General features: G+C 41.6%; 21 protein-coding genes. 3 read left to right on the top strand and 18 right to left on the bottom strand.

Annotated elements, in window-relative coordinates; translation table 11 throughout:
• Window positions 1-69 precede the first annotated feature (69 nt).
• Together V7K55_RS06800 and V7K55_RS06795 are read right to left on the bottom strand one after the other, a co-directional pair.
• The gene (locus tag V7K55_RS06800; RefSeq protein ID WP_334829475.1) at window positions 70-1,782 is read right to left on the bottom strand and encodes a hypothetical protein; all 1,713 of its coding nucleotides are present in this window, start codon (window positions 1,780-1,782) and stop codon (window positions 70-72) included.
• Window positions 1,783-1,859: 77 nt separating this feature from the next.
• On the bottom strand, window positions 1,860-2,078 hold the full coding sequence (locus V7K55_RS06795) for a hypothetical protein (protein WP_334829473.1): 219 nt from the start codon (window positions 2,076-2,078) through the stop codon (window positions 1,860-1,862).
• A gap of 272 nt (window positions 2,079-2,350) precedes the next feature.
• Here V7K55_RS06795 and pheT point away from each other — a divergent pair, with 272 nt between their 5' ends.
• From pheT to V7K55_RS06780, 3 genes are all read left to right on the top strand, one after another.
• Window positions 2,351-4,801, top strand: a complete 2,451-nt coding sequence (gene pheT / locus V7K55_RS06790) for a phenylalanine--tRNA ligase subunit beta (RefSeq protein ID WP_334829471.1) — start codon at window positions 2,351-2,353, stop codon at window positions 4,799-4,801.
• 99 nt (window positions 4,802-4,900) lie between these two features.
• Window positions 4,901-5,170 carry a YciI family protein gene (locus tag V7K55_RS06785; RefSeq protein ID WP_334829469.1) on the top strand — a complete coding sequence of 90 codons (270 nt, stop codon included), beginning with the start codon at window positions 4,901-4,903 and terminating at the stop codon, window positions 5,168-5,170.
• A gap of 99 nt (window positions 5,171-5,269) precedes the next feature.
• Window positions 5,270-6,070: a Tab2/Atab2 family RNA-binding protein gene (locus V7K55_RS06780; protein WP_334829467.1), complete on the top strand. Its 801-nt coding sequence runs from the start codon at window positions 5,270-5,272 to the stop codon at window positions 6,068-6,070.
• Here V7K55_RS06780 and V7K55_RS06775 read toward each other — a convergent pair.
• The 16 genes from V7K55_RS06775 to V7K55_RS06700 form a co-directional block, all read right to left on the bottom strand.
• A complete protein-coding gene (locus V7K55_RS06775) occupies window positions 6,062-6,466 on the bottom strand; it encodes an Mpo1-like protein (protein ID WP_334829465.1) in 405 nt (134 codons plus the stop codon). The genes V7K55_RS06780 and V7K55_RS06775 overlap by 9 nt on opposite strands.
• A gap of 415 nt (window positions 6,467-6,881) precedes the next feature.
• Window positions 6,882-7,667, bottom strand: coding sequence for a uracil-DNA glycosylase family protein (locus V7K55_RS06770; protein ID WP_334829463.1), 786 nt, complete (start codon window positions 7,665-7,667; stop codon window positions 6,882-6,884).
• A 51-nt stretch (window positions 7,668-7,718) separates the two neighbouring features.
• Window positions 7,719-9,428, bottom strand: coding sequence for an N-acyl-D-amino-acid deacylase family protein (locus tag V7K55_RS06765; protein ID WP_334829461.1), 1,710 nt, complete (start codon window positions 9,426-9,428; stop codon window positions 7,719-7,721).
• 24 nt (window positions 9,429-9,452) lie between these two features.
• A complete protein-coding gene (locus tag V7K55_RS06760) occupies window positions 9,453-10,139 on the bottom strand; it encodes a hypothetical protein (protein ID WP_334829459.1) in 687 nt (228 codons plus the stop codon).
• The gene (locus tag V7K55_RS06755) at window positions 10,117-11,409 is read right to left on the bottom strand and encodes an AAA family ATPase (protein ID WP_334829457.1); all 1,293 of its coding nucleotides are present in this window, start codon (window positions 11,407-11,409) and stop codon (window positions 10,117-10,119) included. Before V7K55_RS06755 ends, V7K55_RS06760 begins: the two co-directional genes overlap by 23 nt.
• Before the next feature lie 88 nt (window positions 11,410-11,497).
• Window positions 11,498-12,781 carry a glycosyltransferase gene (locus V7K55_RS06750; protein ID WP_334829455.1) on the bottom strand — a complete coding sequence of 428 codons (1,284 nt, stop codon included), beginning with the start codon at window positions 12,779-12,781 and terminating at the stop codon, window positions 11,498-11,500.
• Between the two features lie 8 nt (window positions 12,782-12,789).
• Entirely contained in the window at window positions 12,790-13,005 is a 216-nt protein-coding gene (locus tag V7K55_RS06745) for a hypothetical protein (RefSeq protein ID WP_334829453.1), read from the bottom strand.
• Window positions 13,006-13,205: 200 nt separating this feature from the next.
• Entirely contained in the window at window positions 13,206-13,655 is a 450-nt protein-coding gene (locus V7K55_RS06740; protein WP_334829451.1) for a VOC family protein, read from the bottom strand.
• Window positions 13,656-13,868: 213 nt separating this feature from the next.
• Window positions 13,869-14,969 (bottom strand): ABC transporter ATP-binding protein, encoded by a 1,101-nt coding sequence (locus V7K55_RS06735; RefSeq protein WP_334829449.1) that lies wholly within the window; start codon window positions 14,967-14,969, stop codon window positions 13,869-13,871.
• Between the two features lie 8 nt (window positions 14,970-14,977).
• Window positions 14,978-15,841: a carbohydrate ABC transporter permease gene (locus V7K55_RS06730; protein ID WP_334829447.1), complete on the bottom strand. Its 864-nt coding sequence runs from the start codon at window positions 15,839-15,841 to the stop codon at window positions 14,978-14,980.
• 3 nt (window positions 15,842-15,844) lie between these two features.
• Window positions 15,845-16,756 (bottom strand): carbohydrate ABC transporter permease, encoded by a 912-nt coding sequence (locus tag V7K55_RS06725; protein ID WP_334829445.1) that lies wholly within the window; start codon window positions 16,754-16,756, stop codon window positions 15,845-15,847.
• A 61-nt stretch (window positions 16,757-16,817) separates the two neighbouring features.
• Complete coding sequence (locus tag V7K55_RS06720) at window positions 16,818-18,131, bottom strand: ABC transporter substrate-binding protein (RefSeq protein WP_334829443.1); 1,314 nt, start codon at window positions 18,129-18,131, stop codon at window positions 16,818-16,820.
• A gap of 331 nt (window positions 18,132-18,462) precedes the next feature.
• Window positions 18,463-19,740 carry an MFS transporter gene (locus V7K55_RS06715; protein WP_334829441.1) on the bottom strand — a complete coding sequence of 426 codons (1,278 nt, stop codon included), beginning with the start codon at window positions 19,738-19,740 and terminating at the stop codon, window positions 18,463-18,465.
• Window positions 19,706-20,179, bottom strand: coding sequence for a MarR family winged helix-turn-helix transcriptional regulator (locus V7K55_RS06710; protein WP_334829439.1), 474 nt, complete (start codon window positions 20,177-20,179; stop codon window positions 19,706-19,708). The genes V7K55_RS06715 and V7K55_RS06710 overlap by 35 nt, the downstream gene beginning before the upstream one ends.
• A 19-nt stretch (window positions 20,180-20,198) precedes the next feature.
• Window positions 20,199-21,053, bottom strand: coding sequence for an ABC transporter permease (locus tag V7K55_RS06705; protein ID WP_334829437.1), 855 nt, complete (start codon window positions 21,051-21,053; stop codon window positions 20,199-20,201).
• Window positions 21,010-21,861 carry an ABC transporter ATP-binding protein gene (locus tag V7K55_RS06700; RefSeq protein ID WP_334829435.1) on the bottom strand — a complete coding sequence of 284 codons (852 nt, stop codon included), beginning with the start codon at window positions 21,859-21,861 and terminating at the stop codon, window positions 21,010-21,012. Before V7K55_RS06700 ends, V7K55_RS06705 begins: the two co-directional genes overlap by 44 nt.
• Between the last annotated feature and the right edge of the window lie 85 nt (window positions 21,862-21,946).

The following is a 21,946-nucleotide window of genomic DNA, read 5'->3' as shown; positions in this document are numbered from 1 at the left end:
CCTTAACTCAGCCTCGAATTGTTCACCTCTACTAACTACAACCTTATTTGGCTTGGCTCCTCAATATTATTAACTTTTTAAAGGGTAAAAAATGTTTTGTTTTGCATCAAATGCATACGCTTGAATAGAAGATTTCTGAAAACTAGTAAATTTTTTTTTTAAATCTACATTGCCTAACCAACCTGAATTTAGATATTTTAAACCATAAAGTCTTGATATATCTTGTCTCATCTGTCCTATAGAGAGGATATCAACCACTACTAAACCATTAGATTCATTTGGGTAAGCTAATATTACAGCATCTGCAACTCTGGTTGGTAGTTTAGCCCATCCACTAATTTTAAAAAAACCATTTTCGTCTGCTTGTATGGAATCAATATAACCCCATTCACCCTGATGATATATCTTTATATCTTTAACTATTCCAGGGCGTAAGACATTCAATTGACTCAGATTTTTAAATCTTGTAATTATTAAATCTAACCTCCAAGAATATTTAGGCCCCACAGAGGAAGATAGCACCATAATACAATCATCCTTTTTATAAAAATTGACTAATTGAATACAACTTTTGCCATAGTTATAGTGATACTGCCACTCTTGTAATCCATGTAGTATTTTTGTAGGTTGATTCTTATTAATATAAAATGCAGTTATTATACCTAAAAAATAAAAGCTTAAACTTTTAAAATTCTGGCTATTATATTCTAGTAAATATAAGGTAATTACCATTATTGATAATGGTAAATAAGCTAAGTGAATAATATAATCTACTCTTAATGCATTGCTATTTTCAGGTGTAGACATTGGCAATCTAGTAATGGTGTTTACTATCCCTAGTGCAATTGTGTAAAATCCAATAATGAACCATACTATAATTTCCTCTTTAATAAATTTTAAGTTTAAGATGAGTAGCAACGTGAAAAAAAGAAACAAAAATAATCCTATAAATACATCTAATTCATAAACTTCTCCGAAAATATTGCCCAAAAATGCCAAGAAATAAGCTCCGATATCTTGCCAAGAATATTTAAGTATTTCACTTGGTTTTGTATGATTGGGTGGACTAACATAGTTTTTAAAATAGAAAATATTTGATATGGTAAATAATAAGAGAAATAGACCTATGAATTTTAATTTTTTATTCAAGACAACTTTATTGTCAACAATAATAAACATCAGTGAAATAGCCCATACAACAATTCCTCCAGAAAAAGAGTACTGCGATACCGCACAGAAAAATGAATATAGACATACCTTTAAATTTTGATTTATATTTAATCGAAAAATTAATGCAATTACTATCAAACAAGCATCAGGGATAAGTCTATGTATAGTTATACCCCGTAACCATCTACTAAAAGAAGCTGGCGAGAATAATAATAAATCATAAATTATTAGAAGAAATACATTTTTATAAAAACTTTTATTTGTTAATAACAACAATAAATAAATTAGGACTGACATGAAAAAGCCAAAATGTAATCCAACAAGCATTTCTATTTTTACATTCCATTCTTTTAGAATACCTGCAATAATAATAAATATTAAATTTGGAATTAATTTCCTACTTTCATTATGTTGTTTATAAAGTATTGTAAAAGATAATTGATTGTTGAAAAAAGCTTCTATTTGTTCACCTGGTATTTTCCATTGATCTAGGATCGGAATGTTTACACCGTATAAACATATAATCAATATCCATATTCCATATATTATTAGTGGTAATAAAAAGATTAAGTTATGTTTATTTGAAATTAGAGATTTTAGATAATTTATCATATAAATAATAGCTAGCGATTTGATTAAATCGTTTCTCCACTAATCAGTAAATCACAAGTTGCCCAAGTTGGCTTCCACTAAAGCTTTTGGTATACGTAAATAATATGCAGACAGCCAACAGTAGTACGCTCCACAAATTGCTGCACTAACCAATTCATCCCCAACTCTGTAAATTCAGCCTTTGCTGAATTATCTTTAGCCGAAAGAAAAAAATTAGCATTCCGGTAGCCCAACATCAACAAACTAATACTTTTTTGTCCAAACAATGCCCCCAAAGTCCGACTACGGTAAGCCATAATCCTACTGCGCTCTGAAGCTACATAATTTTTACGTAGCTTAACTTTTAACTTGCCTGTTGGAGGTTTCGAGTAGACATTTTGACTTTTTAAACATCCTCTGAGATCAGCCAAGATGCCAAGAAAAGATTAGCATGAGATATAGTTCTGCCAGTCTAACGTAGTAGGATTGTTCAAGTGAAAGGGTACGCCTAGCGGGATGAGTAGCCATCGATCGCTAGTAGACACCCTAAAATAAGAACAAAAGACGATTCCTAAAACAAGCAGACTCCATGCGTATTTCTCTAAATTGGCTGCGCGAACTAGTAGAGATAAAACTTAGTCCAGAAGAATTAGCCGAAACCCTGACAATGGCAGGGTTTGAGGTTGAAGATATTGAAGATCGCCGCACTTGGGCAAATGGCGTGGTTGTAGGGAAAGTGCTTGAGCGTCAACCCCATCCTAACGCCGATAAATTAAGTGTTTGCCAAGTCGATATCGGTGCAGGTGAGACTTTAAATATTGTCTGTGGTGCTGCCAATGTGAAGGCAGATATGTATGTGCCGGTAGCAACTACGGGTACTTACTTACCCAATATCGATTTAAAAATTAAACCTGCAAAATTGCGTGGTGTCCCATCTCAGGGCATGATTTGTTCTTTAAAGGAACTGGGTTTGCCCACCGATGTAGACGGAATTCATATTTTTACTCAGGAAAATTTACCATTGGGTAGTGATGTGCGTCCGTTGTTGGGTTTAGATGATGTAATTTTAGACTTGACTGCAACTGCCAATCGCGCTGATGCTCTGAGTATGGTAGGCGTAGCCAGGGAAGTAGCAGCTTTAACTGGTGGAAAGTTGAGCATTCCTGAACCTGGTGAAGTTTCTATTTCCAAAAGTACAGGAAATTTCACTTTAAAAATTGCTGATACCCAAGCTTGTCCTGCATACATCGGTACGGTAATTGAACAGGTCAAAATTGCTCCATCTCCCGAATGGTTGCAACAGCGTTTACGGGCGGCTGGGGTACGTCCTATAAGTAATGTGGTGGACATTACTAACTACGTTTTGTTGGAATGGGGACAACCATTACACGCCTTTGACCGCGATCGCCTAAAATCAGTTGCAAGTAGTGAAAATTTAACCATCGGTGTTCGCTTCGTCAATAATGGAGAATCTCTCAAAACCCTAGATGGACAAACTCGCAACCTAGCAACCCAAAATTTGTTAATTACCGCTAACGACAAACCCGTTGCACTAGCGGGAGTCATGGGTGGAGAAGAAACGGAAGTTCATGAAGGGACTCAAAGCCTAGTTTTAGAAGCAGCTTTATTTGATTCCGTGGCAATTCGCCGTTCTTCCCGCAGTGTTGGGTTAAGAAGTGAAGCTTCTGGGAGATATGAACGGGGAGTTAACCGCGCTGAGTTGGAAATCGCTAATCGCCGCGCCTTATCCTTAATTAGCGAATTGGCTAGTGGAATTCTTGTCCAGCAGGAAATTGCCGACACTCGCCCCGATCCTTCTACCTGGAGTCGTTCGATCGCACTGCGTTTAGACCGAGTTAATCAGATATTGGGGCCAATCGATTTGGGAGAGGATACAGGTGAACTCCAAGAACAAGATGTTGAGCGCATCTTGACTGCATTAGGATGTCAATTGACTCCTTCAGAAGAAGATAGCAGCCATCAACCTACATGGTCAGTTTCCGTCCCACCCTATCGTTACCGCGACTTAGAGCGAGAAATTGATTTAATTGAAGAAATCGCCCGTCTCTATGGTTACAACCGATTCTGTGATACTTTACCAGAAAAATCCGAAGGTGGTTATCTGCCTTTAGACGAGGAACTGATTCGTAAGTTACGGGCTTTCCTCCGGGCTGAAGGATTGACAGAATTAATCCACTATTCTTTAGTAAAACCAGGCGAAGAGAGACAGATAGTCCTGTCAAACCCATTATTTGCCGAATATTCAGCGCTGCGAAATGATTTGATAGCCGGGTTGGTAGATGCCTTTCAATACAACTTAGAGCAGGGTAATGGGGCGCTGAACGGCTTTGAAATCGGACAAATTTTCTGGCGAGAAGAAGACGGTTTCCAAGAAACAGAAGCCCTGGCGGGGATTATAGGAGGCGATCGCACCGTTGGTAAATGGTCAACAAGTGGACGTGAAGAACCCATCACCTGGTTTGAAGCTAAAGGCATTTTAGAAAGTGTATTTCGGCAACTTGCCTTGGAAGTAGAATTCCAACCCGATCGCCGCGACGATCGCTTACATCCAGGACGCACCGCTTCTTTGTGGATTCGGGGTAACAGACTGGGTATTTTTGGGCAACTTCATCCCCAATTGCGACGAGAAAAAGGTTTACCAGATTCCGTTTATGTTTTCCAGTTGGATCTAGATGTGCTTTTAGAATCTGTAGGACAAGATGAAATTCTCGTTCCAGCATTTCATCCTTATTCTACCTACCCAGCTAGCGATCGCGATATCGCCTTTTTCGCACCCGTGAAAATCTCAGTTAGCGAAATTCAAAAAGTAATTACCAAAGCGAGCAAAGATTTGCTCGAATCGGTGGAATTATTTGATGAATATCGCGGCGAGAATGTCCCCGAAGGGCAGAGGAGTCTAGCATTCCGTCTAGTTTATCGGGCTAGCGATCGCACTCTTACTGAGGCTGAAGTTGAACCAGTACACAATAAAGTCCGCGAAGCCTTGGTGGAAAAATTCGGTGTAAATCTCAGAAGTTAGTCATTTGTCATTGGTTATTTGTTAAGAGTTAGGAGTTAATAATTCCTCACTCTTAAACCTTACTGGCTCCAAAATCCAAAATCTAAAATTAGTAAAGTTATGCCTAAATATGTACTCTGGGGAACTTACTGCGAAGACGTTCTCGAAAAACGCGCCCCCCACCGTCAAGCTCATTTAGACGGATTAGCAAAACAGAAAGAATCTGGTGTGCTGATTACCATCGGCCCCACCAAGGATATCACAAAAATTTTTGGGATTTACGAAGCCGAAGACGAAGCCACTGTGCGCCAGTTGATTGAAAATGACCCCTACTGGAAAAATGGCATCTGGACTGAATATTCTGTCAAAGAATGGATTCAGGCTTTATAAATTGGGCATAGGGCATAGGGCATTAAGCATTAGACTTATATTAATTCCCCCTTGCTCCCTGCTCCCTGCCTCTTCTACCCAAGTCCCCATTCCCCATTTATGAAAATTTGGCAGGTTGATTTTTATCGTCGTCCCTCACAAGATGAATCGGGACAAATTTTATGGGAGTTGTTGATTTGTGACGCAACTCGCAGCTTTGAGTACGAAGCTACCTGTCTCCAGTCAGCAGCGAATTCGAGTTGGGTTGCTGCTCAACTTGAGTTAGCTGCTGGTGAAAAATTGCCAAATGTGATTCAGGTATTTCGTCCCCAGTCTCTAAGCTTAATTGAGGCGGCTGGACGCAATTTAAGCATAAATGTCGAACCTACCCGCCACACTTTGGCACTGAAGCAGTGGTTACAAGAAAAGCAATATCCCTCAACACTGGATAAACCACCTCCAGCACCATTACCAGAGAACCTCTGGGGAGAACAATGGCGTTTTGCGACTCTAGCTGCTAGTGATGTAGAAACGAGATTTAGCGATCGCCCCATTCCCATTTTGCACATCCCAGAACATCTCAAACCCATCAATTTGGGTTTAGCGTCAACAGTGCCCGTCCCTGGTGTGGTAATTTATGGTGGACGGCAATCGATGCGCCTAGCCCGGTGGTTACAGCAAGCCCGCCCTGTAGCGTTAAACTATATTTCTGGCGCACCAGACGGCTTAATATTAGAGGCTGGCTTGGTAGATAGGTGGATTGTTGCCACTTTTGAAGATATAGAAGTTACAACAGCAGCCCAAACATATCAACAGCGAAAACAGCAAAGTCGAGGATTGCACTTTTTGTTAGTACAGCCAGATGATTCCGGGATGACTTATAGCGGCTTTTGGTTATTACGGGCAGATGATTCATATTGATAGATAATTATGTAATATCTTTTGCTGTTGGCGAATATCGTCTCGATATTTTCCCATTAAAATCCTGATTAACATTTTACCCAAACAGTAAGAAGCCCGCCAAGAAAAAACAGCATCTTGTAAATCAATATGGCTACGCTCAAATAAAAAATGTCCAGTTAATCCCAACAATTGAGTTAACGGTAAGCACAAAAGTAACGAAAAGTTGTGCAACTTCCAAGCACAAAATAGCAAAGTATAAAAAAATAATATTCCCAAAATATGTAAAGTAATATTAATTGGATGCTGATGTTTAAGAACAAAAATATCCCAATAGTCAGTAAAAGGGCGCTTCAGAATTTGATTGTTAATTTTATATCTCAATCTTTGTGGAGGATTAGAATTGATATTACTCATAAAATAGATAGTGTGTGAAAAATCAATAGAATTAATTTATACCTTAATAGTCATTGTCAGCTACACAAATACCTTTACATTTAATACCGTTCGTAGCAGTGCGCTGACAATGAGGACATAGAACTTTTTCGTTTTCTATTTCTTCATTTGTCTTGATACTAGTGCTTGTCTGTAGCTTGTCTTTTTCAGTCTGGAGTTTTTCACTCATAAGAATGGAGAATTTTTAGCTGTTTAAATTTTACAACTCATTTAGGAGTGATGATTGATGAGGCACAATTTAATATAGCAAAGTAATCCCTGTGCTGAATAAAGCGATCGCTCCACCCTTCGTAAGTATTACTTTCATCAAAATAGTGCGTTATTTTTTGTTAACGTAGCGTATAAGAATAGCGATCGCACTGGCAACTACTCTAGTCTACAACCCTGATAAGTAGGCAAAAACTTTTTCCTGCCAGTAATTAATCCGGTTTTCTCGTGTTGGTGATTTACCCATTAGTCTACCCCAAGTACCATTTGCTGCACCACTAGGATGAGGAAACTCAAGGTGTTTGACTTCTAATTTTATATTTTTAATGCCGTCACTTGCTTTTTTTCCCCAGGTAACGATCGCAACTGGTTCAAAAATTTCTAACTCTGCCTTCAGAACTTGAATGAAGCGAGTACAATCTTGCTTGTTCAGATGAATACCGCGATCGCAATTAGCCTCACTTACCCATACCTTGAAAATGTCTGTGAGGTAGACTCGGTATCCTGCATCTAGTAAGACTTTTATCAAATCAAAATATAGTCTTGTATTAGGCAAATCCTCACGACAATTTTTCAAATGCAGAGCGTAGGGTGTTCCAATACTAATTTTCTCTACTTTTTCCTCTACTTTTTTCTCACTTTTTCTTAAAGGATCTTGTCCGACGATAACAACTGTTTTCTTATTTGAAATATTATTGCTCTTTTCAAGGACACTTGGAATATCTACTCCAATAACTAAAGCTTCTTCGTAGCATTGCTGAAAACTTTCATCGTGAGAGTGAAAAATATTTCTGGGAAGAATATGTTCGGGATAGCCCTCTAATTCAAATTCTTGCAGCATCACTTCATAGAGAGCTTCTAAATGACCGTGTGAAATATTCAGAACTTTAGATAACTCCTTATGTAAGGCTTCAAATTCGTTGGCTTTAAATTGGGAAAATAAGTAATCTGACATAAATTTAGAAGCTATGACCAATACAACATCAATGTAGTTTGCCCATAATCTTTAAGTAAATGGTGATAAAACCGTTCCCAACTTTTCCCGCCCCAAGCGATCGCTCACCTCACCCCTACAAACAACCCGAACCCCATTAATATAAACCGCTTGCACAATCTCATCCGAACCACGCTTAACCATCCGAGGTTCACCATCTAAAACTGGATCTGATATCTGCACCTGCGGGCTAATTGGCTGATTTAAACCATTGGGATCGAGTAAAACTATATCCGCTTTCGCACCAACTTTCAGAACTCCCGTATCCAGACGAAACCAACCAGCAGGTTCTCCGGTAACGCGGCAAATTGCAACTTCCGGTGAAAGGAATTTCGTTGCAACTGCTTGTTTAAGCAAAGATAATGCGCCATCATAGTAGCCCAGGTTACGCACGTGAGCGCCAGCATCGGTAAAACCAGGCAAAATATGGGGATGCTTCATCATTGCTAAACGGGGTTTTAAGCGATCGTTCGCTCCTGTAGCCACCCAGCGTAAATCTGTATCGTATTTTTGTAATGCGTGGATAAATAAATCTACTGGTTCTTGTTGCTTTTGACGAGCAATTTGGGCAAAACTTAACCCTTGCCAACTTACTTCGGGACAATCAATAACTTCCATCAAATCTAACTGACGATGGAATGATTTACGCCTTTTATTGAGCCATTCTTGGCGAAACTGACGACGAAAAATTTCCGATGCCCATAGTTGTTGTCTTTCTTCTCGTGACTTACAACCATTGAGTTGTGCGCCTGTGGAAAATTCTTCAAATAAGGGAGTCACAGATCCATCAGAGTAAATGGTGAAGGGTTCGGTTAGGGTTTGAAAGCGCACATTCCCATTTAGCAGCCGATTCCAAATAAAAAGTAGGGGGGAAAATATTCGCCATAGTTTGCGATCGTGTACGGCATCTAAGGCTGAGAGGACTGTTAGCCGCAGTGGTTTTTGTCCAATCCCTGAACCCATCCGCAGAATTTCCACAAAGGAAGTAAGTCTTTGTAAATTGGGTGTGACTTGAAAAACGCGATCGCAGCGCCGGCACAAATCCGCTAACATCGCATATTCTTTAAATTTGGCGTGTTGAGACGGAATTGTGCAGCCTTGCCATTCTCCACTCATCCGATGCCAGGGAAACATATCGATAGAAATGCCAATAAAACCAGCGTCTAAAGCATCTCTGGCTATGCGCTGCATAAGATTTAGTTCAAATTTTGTCGGTTGAACGGTTAAACTGCGTTCTAACCCCATCACATGAGCGCGTAAGGCACTGTGTCCAAACATTGGGGCAACATTCGGGCCAATGGGTAACTGTTGCAAATGCTGTAAATATTCTGCTGGTGTCTGCCAGGAAACCGACTTTTTCAACCATTTTTCAATTAGCCGATGGGAAAGTGTCTCTACCCTCTGAAAAATATCAGCCAAAATTTGGGGTTCTGCGATCGCCACAGACAAGCTACAGTTACCAATAACCACGCTAGTAACACCATGACGCACTGATTCGCTCAATCCTGGTGCAATTTCTAACTCTAAATCGTAATGAGTATGAATATCTATAAATCCAGGTGTCACCCATAAACCAGAAGCATCAACCACTTCACGCGCTGGGGTAGTTAAGGAGGGTGCAATGGTAACAATGCGGCCATTTTGAATGCCGATATCTCCGCGCATAGGTGGAGAGCCTAAGCCATCGAAAATTAACCCGTTTTGAATCAGCAAATCTAACATAATTGTTTGTTGCCCTTGTTTGCTTTACTCCCCACTTAAACGTCGAAGCTGATCTCGAAAATAGCAGAAACTTGGTGATTGATTATTGCCAATGTCCATTATGGGAGATATCTTTTCAGCCCAAGTTGCTTTCTCTTTACCAATTACCTGATAAGCAAGTTTAGACAACTTTTGGCAACCACCGGGATATACTGCGTCGGCTAACTTCTCCCATGTGCCACAAATCTCATCGTTGGTGTATGAATTTAGAACTACTTGTTTTGCACTCGGATAAGCTGCCTTCACTGCTGCTAAATCACCTAAGTACCATGCTTCTCCTTCCTCAATAGCGATGCAAAATTGTGTCTTTGGCTTAGGATTACAAGAATTTACTAGTTCAAGTAGTTCTTTGCGAAAAGCACTCAGGCATCGGTCATCAAGATCGCAAATGACAATGAGGACAGCGTGATAATCAGGAGGATAACTAGCAAATGTTTTACCGTAGCCTTGAATAAGTCGCGGCAATTGATCGAGCAAAATTCGTTTGTTGGCATCAGAAGTAGATTTTAAACCTAGAGGAATACGCCCTATTCCTTTGTAAGGATGGATATTAAATGTGTGTTGTTCGGTGTTAATAATTTTTGGGACAAGAATCTCAAGAGCAATTTTGCCGGAAATATCCTCAACGAGTATCTCAAAGTGCATATACTCAACTTGCATCCAAATAGTCACTGTACCAAAGTCCGCCAAGGGGTAAACCTTCAGAAACAAGGTTATTGATCAGAGGATCTTCACTAGCTCGCTTAATTTTAGCAAATCCATTCTCGCCCTTTTCCAAAACCCAAACCTCGTCAGGTTCAAGGGCATCTACAAAATATGGCTGATGTGTTGTTACAAATATTTGTGATCCACCTTTCTGACCTGTAGCATGTTCTCGAAATTCTCGCGCTAGGGTTTCTAAAAGTTTATGGTAAAGTCCATTTTCTGGTTCTTCAATGCACAAAAATGGTGGTGGTGAGGGATCTTCTAACAAGAGGAGATAAGCAAATACCTTAAGTGTTCCGTCTGACATTTGTTGAGCATAAAATGGGTCTTGAAAACCCTTGTCGTTGAAACGCAGCAGGAGTCTTCCATCTGGACTTCTCTCGGTGCTAATTTTATTTATACCTGGAATTTTACTAGATATCTTTTCAAGTATGGATTGAAACTTTTTAGGATGTTCTCTCTCCATAAACTGAACTACATTACCCAGATTATCGCCATGAATATTCAGATGCTTTTGTGGACCAGCCAAAGGCAAGCTTCGTGCAGCATCTGGAGTAAAATAGCTTAAATACCATCCCTCAATAAATCTACGAAATACAGAAATTCTTGGGTGTTGTTTGAGTGAACCCAAAGTTGCAATTCCCAGTTTTCGCTTATCGTCAAGTTCAACTACTTCGGTTTCTTTACTCTCTTCTTCCGCTTCACCTCTCTGTATTTTTTCTATGAATTTTGACAAATCAAAATCACCTTCTTCTTCCTCAACTTGTTTGCCTTCTTGTTCACCTTTCCATGCGATTCCTCTACCTTCATTAAGAATTAGAAAAGAAAAAGGTTGTCCCCTGCTTTGTCCTTTTCTTCGTTGTCTGAGTCTCTCCCTCTTTACATAAGGTCTTCCAGAGGAGTCAATATCTATTGCCAACTCATAAGTAATTGGTCGGGCATTACGATCCTCTTTATAATAGATATCAAACTCAATACTTCCCTGTTGTCCTTGGGAACAAATTCTCTCAAAGCCCCCACGACCACGAGAATCGCACGCTTCCTCTACTCCATTTTTCAAACAGTCTGCAAGAAAGCCAAAAGTGTCGAAAATGGTGCTTTTTCCCACACCATTCTTACCAATTACGGCTGTCATTGACGTTAATGGCTTGGCATTCTGTGTGTTCCATAACTTTCCCAAGGTGATATCGCGAAGAACTCTATAATTTCTTACCCTAAAGCCTTCTACTTTAGACATTTAAGCCCCTCTGCTCAACTAAAAGAATCCTACAAGTTGCTCCAATTATCTGACAATTCGATAAATTTAACACTATATTTCATTTTCTTTATGCCGTTCCACCCCGATGCTCAGTTTTCACCCAGCGCGATCGCTCCTTTTGCACACACATTTTTAAAGTGGTTACAATCATCACAGGAATCCAATGCACCATGTATAATGACCCTTGAATTGTTGCCCAAACTAAAGACCATCCTCGTAAATTTTGAAATTGGTAAAGTCCAGCAATAAAGGCAATTGTGAGAATAATACTGAGTAGTGTTTGCAGTGGAAATAGAACTGGATGATGGCTATAAAATATTGCCCAAAGTAAATCGGGGATTAGTCCAATTGGCAGCAGAAATTGTAATAGAAAGAATAATAGTAAATCAATTTCTTTCGCCCAACCTAAACCAAGAATTTCAGGAAAATAATCTAAGTAACGCTGATAGCCACCTTCAGCCCAACGACAGCGTTGATTCCAAAGTTTTTCCCAAGTAGTTACACCTTCTTCCTGAATTGATGGAACTGTAATAAACTCAATTTCTGCACCTGCTAAATAGAGTTTGAAGCAAAGATCCAAATCATCGGTGACAGTGTTCTCATTCCAACCTCGACACTTTTCTAACAATTCCCGCCGAACTAACATTCCATTACCGCGCAGTTCAGACATTCCACCAATAGCAATGCGATGGGTTTGCAAAAAGCTATCACAGTTCATTTCCATTTGCTGACAACGGGTTAAGAAGTTGGTATTAGCATTAGAAATCGCTTTTTGCACTTGCACTGCACCGATCGCTTGCTTCTGAAATAGAGGTACTGTTTGCTGGAGAAAGTTGGCGGGTAATTGAGCATCCGCATCACAGACTAGAATAATCTCCCCTTCGGTAAAGGGAAACACTGCATTCAACGCCCCGGATTTACCACCTTTTGATTCCCGTCGATGAACTTGTAAAGATGGAAATTGAGTTTGTAATTCCCTCAATATCTGCGGGGTTTCATCGGTACTACCATCATCAACAACCCAGATATCTAGGCGATCGCTGGGATAATTCAATTGGCATAAGCTGTAAACTAGATCGGTCAAGACTGAACTTTCATTTTTAGCCGGAACTAAAATCGAGACTGGCGGTAAATTAATCTCACTCTCCATCACCACCGCAGCTGGTTTTGCTAACAGCATCCTTAATGTTTGCACAGTCAGGATTGCCGTTAATCCCAGCATCAACCATTGTGTTTCTGGTAGCCAGTGCAGCAAACTCACGCTAGCCCAAACCAATAAAACTACTATGGTTGCTTTCAGACGGCGATGAAAAATAGTATTTTTACTGGGCTGATAAGTGCTTATTCTCACTTTGTTTGCTATATCCTTTCGGTTCCTTGCTTATTCCTGCGACGTAATAATAGCATTGTCACTGCTCCCACTAGGAAACCGCCCAACCCTGCTGCAATTGCGAGAATCTGCCCCAATTGTTGAGCAGCATTTAACACCAGGTTATTCAGCAGATTGGAGGAGAAATGCAGCGATTGAATCGTCCATTTATCTTGGAGTTTTTGCAGCACTGCTGTCCATCGCAACGGTATATCAGCCGCTTTGCCATCTTTGAATGTCCACTTTCTTGGGTAAAGTCATACTTACCTACAAGAGATGCAATACTGCTTGGTTAAGGGGAAAAGGAAAGACAAAACCTTTAATCCTTGCCCTTTAACCTTTTCCCTAAGCCAAATTCCCAGTTTAAAATGCAGCACTGCGAGCAGTATTGACAAGGGATGCCGAGTTACACTTGTTCTTTGCTGCCAAATAAGACTTTAATTCGTTGTTCAATCTCTTCGAATGAAACATCCTCTTGATGAGTCGCAATCCACCAATAATTTCCGTTTGGATCTTTCACAGCCGCATGGCGATCGCCCCAAAATTCATCATTTGGCTCCATCATTGAGGTAGCACCGGCTTTGAGAGCATTGTCATAAGTTGTGTCGGTATTCTCAACATACAGGTAAATGGAACTTGGCGTTGGCTTAAATTCACATCTTGCTTCGCTCACCATTATTACTGAGTCGCCAATTTTGACTTCAGCATTCATGATGCTACCTTCTGGGTGTAGGGTACGACGAATTTCCTTGGCTGCAAATCCCTGTTTGAGAAACTCGATTAGGGTTGCTGCCCCTTCGACAAAAAGATATGGTGTAACGGTATGATAGCCGAATGGAATAGGTTTAACTGTCATAATTGTTGCCGCGACTAAATAGTACAAATGTATTGTAGTTCAAGCTAACTATATTGACCGCAATCTTAAAACTCTGTATCAATAACCCTATCTATTGCCTAAAGTACTGAAAAAGGGTTACTAGTACAACACGGCGGAAATAAACAGACCATTCCAAATCAACAAAATACTCACGCTGCATTAATTTTGAATTTTGAATTCCGCCTTGCAATACTAGCCCCTCACACCTAACATTTGCCTCCTGACAAGAGTATGGCCAGATTGAACATCAAACCAGTGAATATCTTCAGGGGGCAATGTCAGTGTAATATCCTCAGTACTCCAAGTTTGGTCTGTTGGCAACAAAGCACGTACTATAATCGCTTCAGTTTGTGAACCCTCAACCTTGACACTGACCAAATAATGCATACCCAGGTTTTCTACTAGATGCACTCGCCCTTGAATAGTTTGGGTATCGCCTGGTTGAGCAATGCGAACGTTTTCTGGGCGGATACCTAGTACAATCTGGGGTGGTAAAGTTGGTATATTTGGCAGAGGTACTTGGAAATTTCCTAGTATCGCGTAGCTTTCGTTACAAGATAAAGTCAGCAAATTCATCTGAGGACTACCAACAAATCCAGCCACAAATAAATTAGCTGGATGGTTATAGATAACTTCGGGCGGGTCGAGTTGCTGGACATAGCCATCGTTGAGCAAAGCTACTTTTGTGGAAAGTGTCATCGCTTCTGTTTGGTCATGGGTAACATAGACCACAGGGACTTTTTGCTCTGCAAAAATTTGCTTGAGGTCGGCTCGGACTCGTTCTCGCAACAGCGCATCCAAGTTACTTAAGGGTTCATCTAGCAGATATACATCAGCATTACGTACTAAGGCGCGACCGACTGCAACACGCTGTCGTTGACCTCCAGACATTTGACCAGGCTTGCGGTTCATTAACTCTTCTAATCCTAAAATTTCTCCTACTTCTGTGACTCGCTGTTTAATTTCTCCAGGTGGTACTTTTCTGAGCTTGAGTCCAGAAGCGAGGTTTTCGTACACTGTCATGTGGGGATAGAGCGCATAGCTTTGAAATACCATTGCGATGTTGCGATCGCCTGCTGGTTTATAAGTAACATCCACGTCATTGATCGTAATCTGACCGCGAGTAGGTTCTTCAAGACCTGCAATCATGCGTAGAACAGTGGATTTGCCACAGCCAGAAGGGCCAAGTAAAGTCAGAAACTCATGGTTATCTACTGTTAAGCTAACGTCTTTGACAGGGACAACTTTGGACGTATAAGTTTTATTCAAATTTTTGAGTTCGAGTTTAGCCATTTTGATTTTTATCCTTTTACAGCACCAGCAGTCAGACCTTGGACAATCCGGCGCTGGAAAAACAAAACTAGTAAAACCAGGGGTAATGTCCCAACAACAGTAGCAGCTGCGATCGCACCGTAGGGAATTTCAAATACTGTCGCACCACCCAATTGAGCAGCAGCAACGGGAATCGTTTTCATCTCTTCACGGGTCATAAACGTCAGAGCGAAGATAAACTCATTCCAGGCAAAAATAAAGGTGAGAATTCCAGTAGTCACTAAGGCGGGAAGGGTCATAGGTAGCACAATTTGCCACAGTAGTTGAAAGGTATTGTAGCCATCGACCCTAGCAGAATCTTCTAAGTCTTTAGGTAATTGTTGGAAAAAGCTTCTGAGTACTAGAATTGTCAGGGGTAAATTGATGGCAGTGTATGGTATAATCAGCGCTAAATAATTATTGCCCAATCTGAGGGCTTGGATAATTTCTAATAGTCCCAAGAACAACAGAATTCCAGGAAATAAAGTCACCATCAGAACGCTGGCGAGGATAGCTTGTTCACCCCAAGGGCGTAACCGTGCTAGGGCATAAGCAGCAGGTGCGCCGATCGCTAAAGCTAAAGCTGTAGAAGTAATCGACACAAAGGCGCTGTTGAAGATGTAGCGCCAAAATGGACGACGGGTGAATAACTCAATGTAATGACTAAAAGTGAATCGCGTGGGGAAATAGACGGTGGGAACGGCGGCAATATCTTCGTTAACTTTAAAGGAGGTCAGCAATTGCCATAAAGCTGGCGCTAGGCTGAACAACATTACCAATGCAACCGCTATTAGCAGCAAGATTTTTTTCAGAGAAAACCTGGTTTTTGCTGTTGGTTGTGGAGTTGAACTCATAGGTTAAATAGCTTCTGACGTTTTGGCACGGGATTTATTAAGTAAGAAACTAGCGATCGCCACCGCAGCAATTAATATTAGAAATGTCACGACTACTAAGGCTGCTCCATAACCAAAATCTAAGTAGCGCATTACCGTAGAATAGATATATAGTGACACCACTTCAGTTGCACCACCAGGGCCACCCCCAGTCATCACAGCAATCAAGTCGAAAATCCCAAAAGCTTGAGCAAATCGAAATAGGACTGCAATTAAGATTTGTGGCAGCAGCAGTGGCAAGGTAATATTGCGGAAGCTTTGCCAGGGATTTGCCCCATCAACAGAGTAGGCTTCGTAAAGGTCTGCTGATATCGACTGCAAACCAGCCAACAACAGAATGCTGATAAAGGGTGTAGTTTTCCAAACATCAGCAAATATCGCTGCACTCATCGCCAGATTTGGATCTCCTAACCAGTTAATTCCAGTTTTAATCAGCCCTAACCGCAGTAAAATATCGTTTACAACCCCAAACTGGTCGTTAAAAATCCAAGCCCATGCCAGACCAATCAGAGCGGTAGGCAAAGCCCAAGGTAGAATGGCAATTGTCCGCACTATGCCCCTTCCAAAAAACGCCTGATTGAGAACTAGAGCAATCAAGAGTCCTAGTAGTAGTTCTGAAAGGACGGATGCTGTTGTGAAAACGGCTGTCGCCGATAAACTTTGCCAGAAACGACCATCCCCTGCCATCCGTACATAATTGTCCAAACCAGAGAATACGGGTTGTAGTTCCGTTCCCAAATTCCTAGTAAATACACTTAACCAGAATGCTCGTAAAATCGGGTAGGCAAATACAAACAACAACAGTAATAATGCTGGTGTTAGTAAGATCCAAGCAGTCCGTTGTTCCCGACTTCGGAGTGTATGCGGATTAGTCATTTGTCATTAGTCATTTGTCATTGGTAATTCTCGCATGTTCCCAGTCCCCAGTCCCCAATCCCTAGTCCCTAGCCCCTAGCAATCGGCGCGTTTCATTAGCAGCAGCTTGCATTGCTCGTTCTGGATTTATCCGATTGGATAACGCAGCGCTGAGATAACGCTGCAAAATATCTGATGTCTGGGCATATTGAGCTACTGGCGATCGCAAAACTGCATTGTCCACAACCTCCAGTAACTGCGGATAGTGAGGGTATTTGGCAACAATCTCTGGGTCTGTAAATAAATTTCGGCGACTTGGCACATAGCCTGCACTCAAAATGAATCGGCGCTGTGCCTTTTCACTGGTAAAGTACTGAATTGCTTTCCAAGCTTCTTCGGGATGTTTAGAAGATTTAGCAATCCCTATACCCCAGCCTCCTAAACAAGCTGCACCCGTTTTACCGGGAGCATGAACCATCGGTTTAATTGCAATTTTGCCTTTGATTGGCGAATTCTTTGCTTGGGCTAAAGGCCATGCATAAGGCCAGCTGCGTAAAAACGCTACTTGACCACTTTGGAACAAGCGCCGGGTGTCTTCTTCCTGGTAGGTTGTGACTCCAGGAGGAGAAACGCCCAGACTGATGGTACTACGCAAAAACTCAATAGCCTGTAATGTTTCTGGTCTATCCAGCCCTACCTCTAACGTTTGGGGATTAACCCAGAAGCCACCAAAACCATTAAGGACTTCCACAAACATTGCCACAAGTCCTTCATATTGCCGTCCTTGCCAAACATAGCCCCAATTCACCTTGTCTTTTTTCTGCAAAATTTGGGATATTCGGATCAAATCCTCAAAGGTTTCTGGCGGTTTCAATCCTGCTTCTTTGATTAAATCTTCGCGATAGTAGAGCATTCCTACGTCGGAACGCACGGGAATGCGATACAGTTTGTTCTGGTAACGTCCGCCTTCTACATCCTTGGGTGAAAATACTGCCAACTCTTGCTTGGAAATGCGATCGTCTAGGGGTAGCAACCATCCAGCAGCAGCAAACTTGGGTGTCCAGATTACATCCATATTCACCAAGTCATAAGGGGATTCACCTAAGATAAAAGATGAGGTGTACAGGTCTTCGAGCAAATTTGTGGCATTGGGCCCCTCAACTAAGTTAATGCGAATGCCTGGGTTCTCAGCCTCAAAGTCTCTAATCAAACCCTGCTTCCAAGGTTGGGCATCAGGGGCAGTAATCAACATATTGAGGGTAACTGGTTGCTGCGAGAGTGCTACCGAATTGAACAATAGTATCTCCAAAAGAATTGCCAGAAAAATCCCTATATGCAAAAAGCTTTGTTTTTGGATGAATTGTTGTAGCTTGTTTATTAGGTTTTGATACAACATTATCAATATGTAGCGATCGCTATTGGTAATAATTATCTAGTTATCTCTGAAGGCAACTATATTTACTGCCTGTTTGCGAAGCATAGCCATTCCTACGACTTAATTGTTTCCGATTTTCTTCTTAGTTTAAACTCTTCTGGTATTAACAAGAAGGGATAAAGCAGTATTTAATGCTTCTATACTGACAGTTTTAACAGATTGTAATAATTGAACCTCCCATGACAAAATGTCACGCGATTCCTGCTTCAACGCTCTGTGAGCTATTTCCTTAAATAGAAATATGGTTTGCCTAACTCATGACTGGAAGTCATGAGTGTGCAGCTTGCAGAAATCAATCAGGATTTTTATATTCCTGCAAAGCTCCTAACTTACGAATTCCCGGCCAAATCATGGCTATAGCAATCACCACTACAATTGTGCCAATTCCACCACCGACAACGGAAATCACTGGGCCAAATAAAGCTGCTGTCAAGCCTGATTCAAAGCCTCCTAATTCATTCGAGGCACTAATAAATACGCTATTAATAGCAGCAACCCGACCACGCAAACGATCCGGTGTTCTAATTTGAACTAATGTATGGCGAATCACAACGCTAATACTATCTAGTGCGCCACCAAGGGTCAGCATTAACATAGACAGCCAAAATGAACGAGAAAGTCCAAAGATAATTGTGACAACGCCAAAGCCAACCACTGACCACAATAAGGCCGGGCCTGCTTTGCGTAACGGTGGTAAATACGCCAGGGTAATGGCCATAGTCAAAGCACCGATGGAATGGGCTGCTTGTAAGTATCCCAATTCCACGGGACCCACGTGGAGAATATCTTTGGCAAAGATGGGTAGCAACGCGATCGCACCACCCAACAATACAGCAAACATATCTAATGTAATCGCTGCTAAAATCAACTGATTCTGCCAAACAAATTTAGCACCAGCTGCAAGTGCTTCAAATGAGATTGGCTCAGTTGTACGGACGGCTTTTTGCTCTTTAATCGCTACTGTTAAAAGAAAACACAGCAACGCGGCGATCGCAGCTAATACATAAACTCCTGTAGCATTCCCTAGTAGCGCAATCCCAAATCCTCCGAAGGCTGGGCCAATCACAGCAGCCAACTGAAAGCTACTACTATTCCAGGTGGCTGCATTGGTAAACGCGCTAACAGGTATCAATTGCCACATCAAGGCATCACTAGCAGGTCTGAGAAATGCCCTAGCGACACCTGTTAATACCAAGGAGGCGTAAATTAGGAAAATTGCCCCTTGAGTATAGGAAAGCACTGCCAAAGCCAGCGAACAGAGAGCTAGCAGCATCATTGACAGTAACATGATGAGTTTGCGCTCGCGGCGATCGGCGACATGTCCGGTAATCAAGGTGAGAGCAATCATCGGCAAGACTTGCGCCAGTCCTACACCACCTAGAACGATCGCTGAGTTAGTCCGTTCATAGAGTTCCCAGCCGATAGCTACAGTTTGCATTTGCGACCCCACAGACAGCACCAGCCGTCCAATGGTAAATAGCCGATAGTCTCGAAACTTAAAAGCTGCAAAGGGATCGTGTTGTGCAACCTCAGAGTTATGGGGATTTGAGTTCCGTTTGCTCGAAGACATTTTTTAGTAGAGTTAAGCCTTCTTCAATGTTAGAAATTTGCTCTTCTGTCAAACCTTTTAACAGGTTGGTAATATGAGCGCGAGTTTGATCTTGGGATTGCTTGAGATGGTGTTTTCCATCTTCAGTTAAATTGAGCAGCACGCGCCGCCGCTCTTGAGGATGAGAGCAACGTTTCACGAAGTCACGTTGTACTAAGCGTTCTACGGTTGCTGATGCCGTGGCAGAAGTGACACCTAAATGCTCTGCGAGGTCAGATAATGAAGTACCAGGATTGCGATTGATAAATGCTAGCGATCGCAACTGAGGTATAGATAAAAAGGCGGCACTATGGGCACGCATATCCGCTCGGATAAACCGCATCATTAATGGAACTGTTTCCATTACTCTAGCGGCACATTCTTCGGAAGTTGCGCCTTGATTAGGTTTATCCAAGATCATGGGCTTGTTGTTCTCCTGATTACATGGCCACTCGTGGATAAAGTTTTCCACCAAGGATAGCCAAAATGATTAATGTTAATAAGAGAATTGTACAATCCAGACCAAAGCCATAGACACTAGTGCCATTCAGCAGCATGGTGCTGCGTAAGCCATCAACCTCATAAGTCAAGGGATTTAAATGGGAAATGAACTTTAACCAACTGGGCATCAACGAAATCGGATAAATGGCATTGCTCGCAAAAAATAACGGCATGGTTAACAATTGCCCGATACCCGTCATCCTTTCTCGGCTTTTCACCAAACAGCCAATAATTAATGAAAAAATACAAAATGTTCCCGCCCCCAGTATGACTACTACAAGCATTTGGAGAATAGCTAGAGGATGAAGATTTAACTTTACACCTAATAAAAATGCCAATCCGTAAATCAATAGTACTTGAGATAAGCACCGCACCCCACACGCCAGAGCTTTGCCCAACACCATCGCTATACGAGGTGTAGGACTAGCTAAAAATTTATGGACAATCCCTAAATCTCGCTCCCAGATTAGCGTCATTCCACCACTAAAAATGGCCACAAACAGAATACTCTGAGCCAAAATACCAGCAGAAATGAAGTCCAAATATGGTAAATTACCTGTAGGAATGGCGTGAGTGCGGGCGAAAACTTGCCCAAAGATCAATAGCCATAAGGCTGGTTGCACAGCCCGAACGACTAAATCAGTAGGATCGTGGCGGAGTTTACGGATTTCCAATTCCGCGATCGCCAGGGTTTTCGTAACTAGCTCTTTAATTGCAGAGATAAAATCTACTCGCCCAGTGGGCGGTGCTTTAACCCAACCGTTGAGCAGTCCGTCTGGTTCTTGCTGTGTCACGGTAGTTCACTCCTGATGTTAACTGGTCGCCTGTATAGTGAATAAAGACATCATCCAAAGTTGCGTTTGGTTGATTTAAAGAAGCTTTTAAGTCGCTTGGTGTGCCTGTAATTACGACTTCACCTTGCTGCATAATCGCCACTCGGTTACATAAGCTGTCTGCTTCTTCTAAAAAGTGGGTTGTTAAAAATATAGTTGTGCCGTAATCAGCACAGAGTTGTAGCACAAGTTGCCATACTTGCGTCCGGGCGATGGGATCTAGTCCGACTGTCGGCTCATCAAGAAAGAGAATTTGGGGTTGATGTAAAACTGATATACCAATTTCCAGCTTGCGGATCATCCCACCAGAGTAGTTGCGTACCAAGCGCTTCGCCGCATCTTGCAAACCCATGTATTCTAGAATTTCATAGATGCGGCGATCGCGTCCTTTTGCTGGTATTCCATAAAGCTTGGCGAAGATTAAGAGATTTTCGTAACCCGTGAGACTACCATCAGCAGAGAGCGCTTGGGGTACATAGCCGATAGCCCGTCTCACAAGATTGGGTTGACGAGTCACGTCATGGCCAGCTAAGGTTGCTTTCCCTGCACTCAGAGGCAGTAAAGTTGTCAACATCTTAATAACTGTACTTTTCCCTGCCCCATTGGGGCCAAGCAGCCCAAATATTTCACCCTGTACCACAGATATGCTCAGGTTATTAACAGCCGTTAACTTCCCAAAACGGCGGGTGAGTCCCTGAGTTTCCAAAATCAACGGTCTTGACTCGCTAGGAGATTCTGACCGATTTGTTTTTCCTGTCAGCATTGTCACAAGTTTGATGCACTTCAATTAATTAGCTAGACTAACTATTAGTTTCTCAATATATATCTTGGAAGTCAATAGACTTGTTACAAAA

It is taken from the genome of Nostoc sp., from assembly GCF_036919895.1.
In the GTDB taxonomy this organism is placed as follows: domain Bacteria; phylum Cyanobacteriota; class Cyanobacteriia; order Cyanobacteriales; family Nostocaceae; genus Nostoc.
The sequence above is the reverse complement of the archived record's forward strand: the minus strand, read 5'-3'. Positions and strand labels throughout refer to the sequence as shown.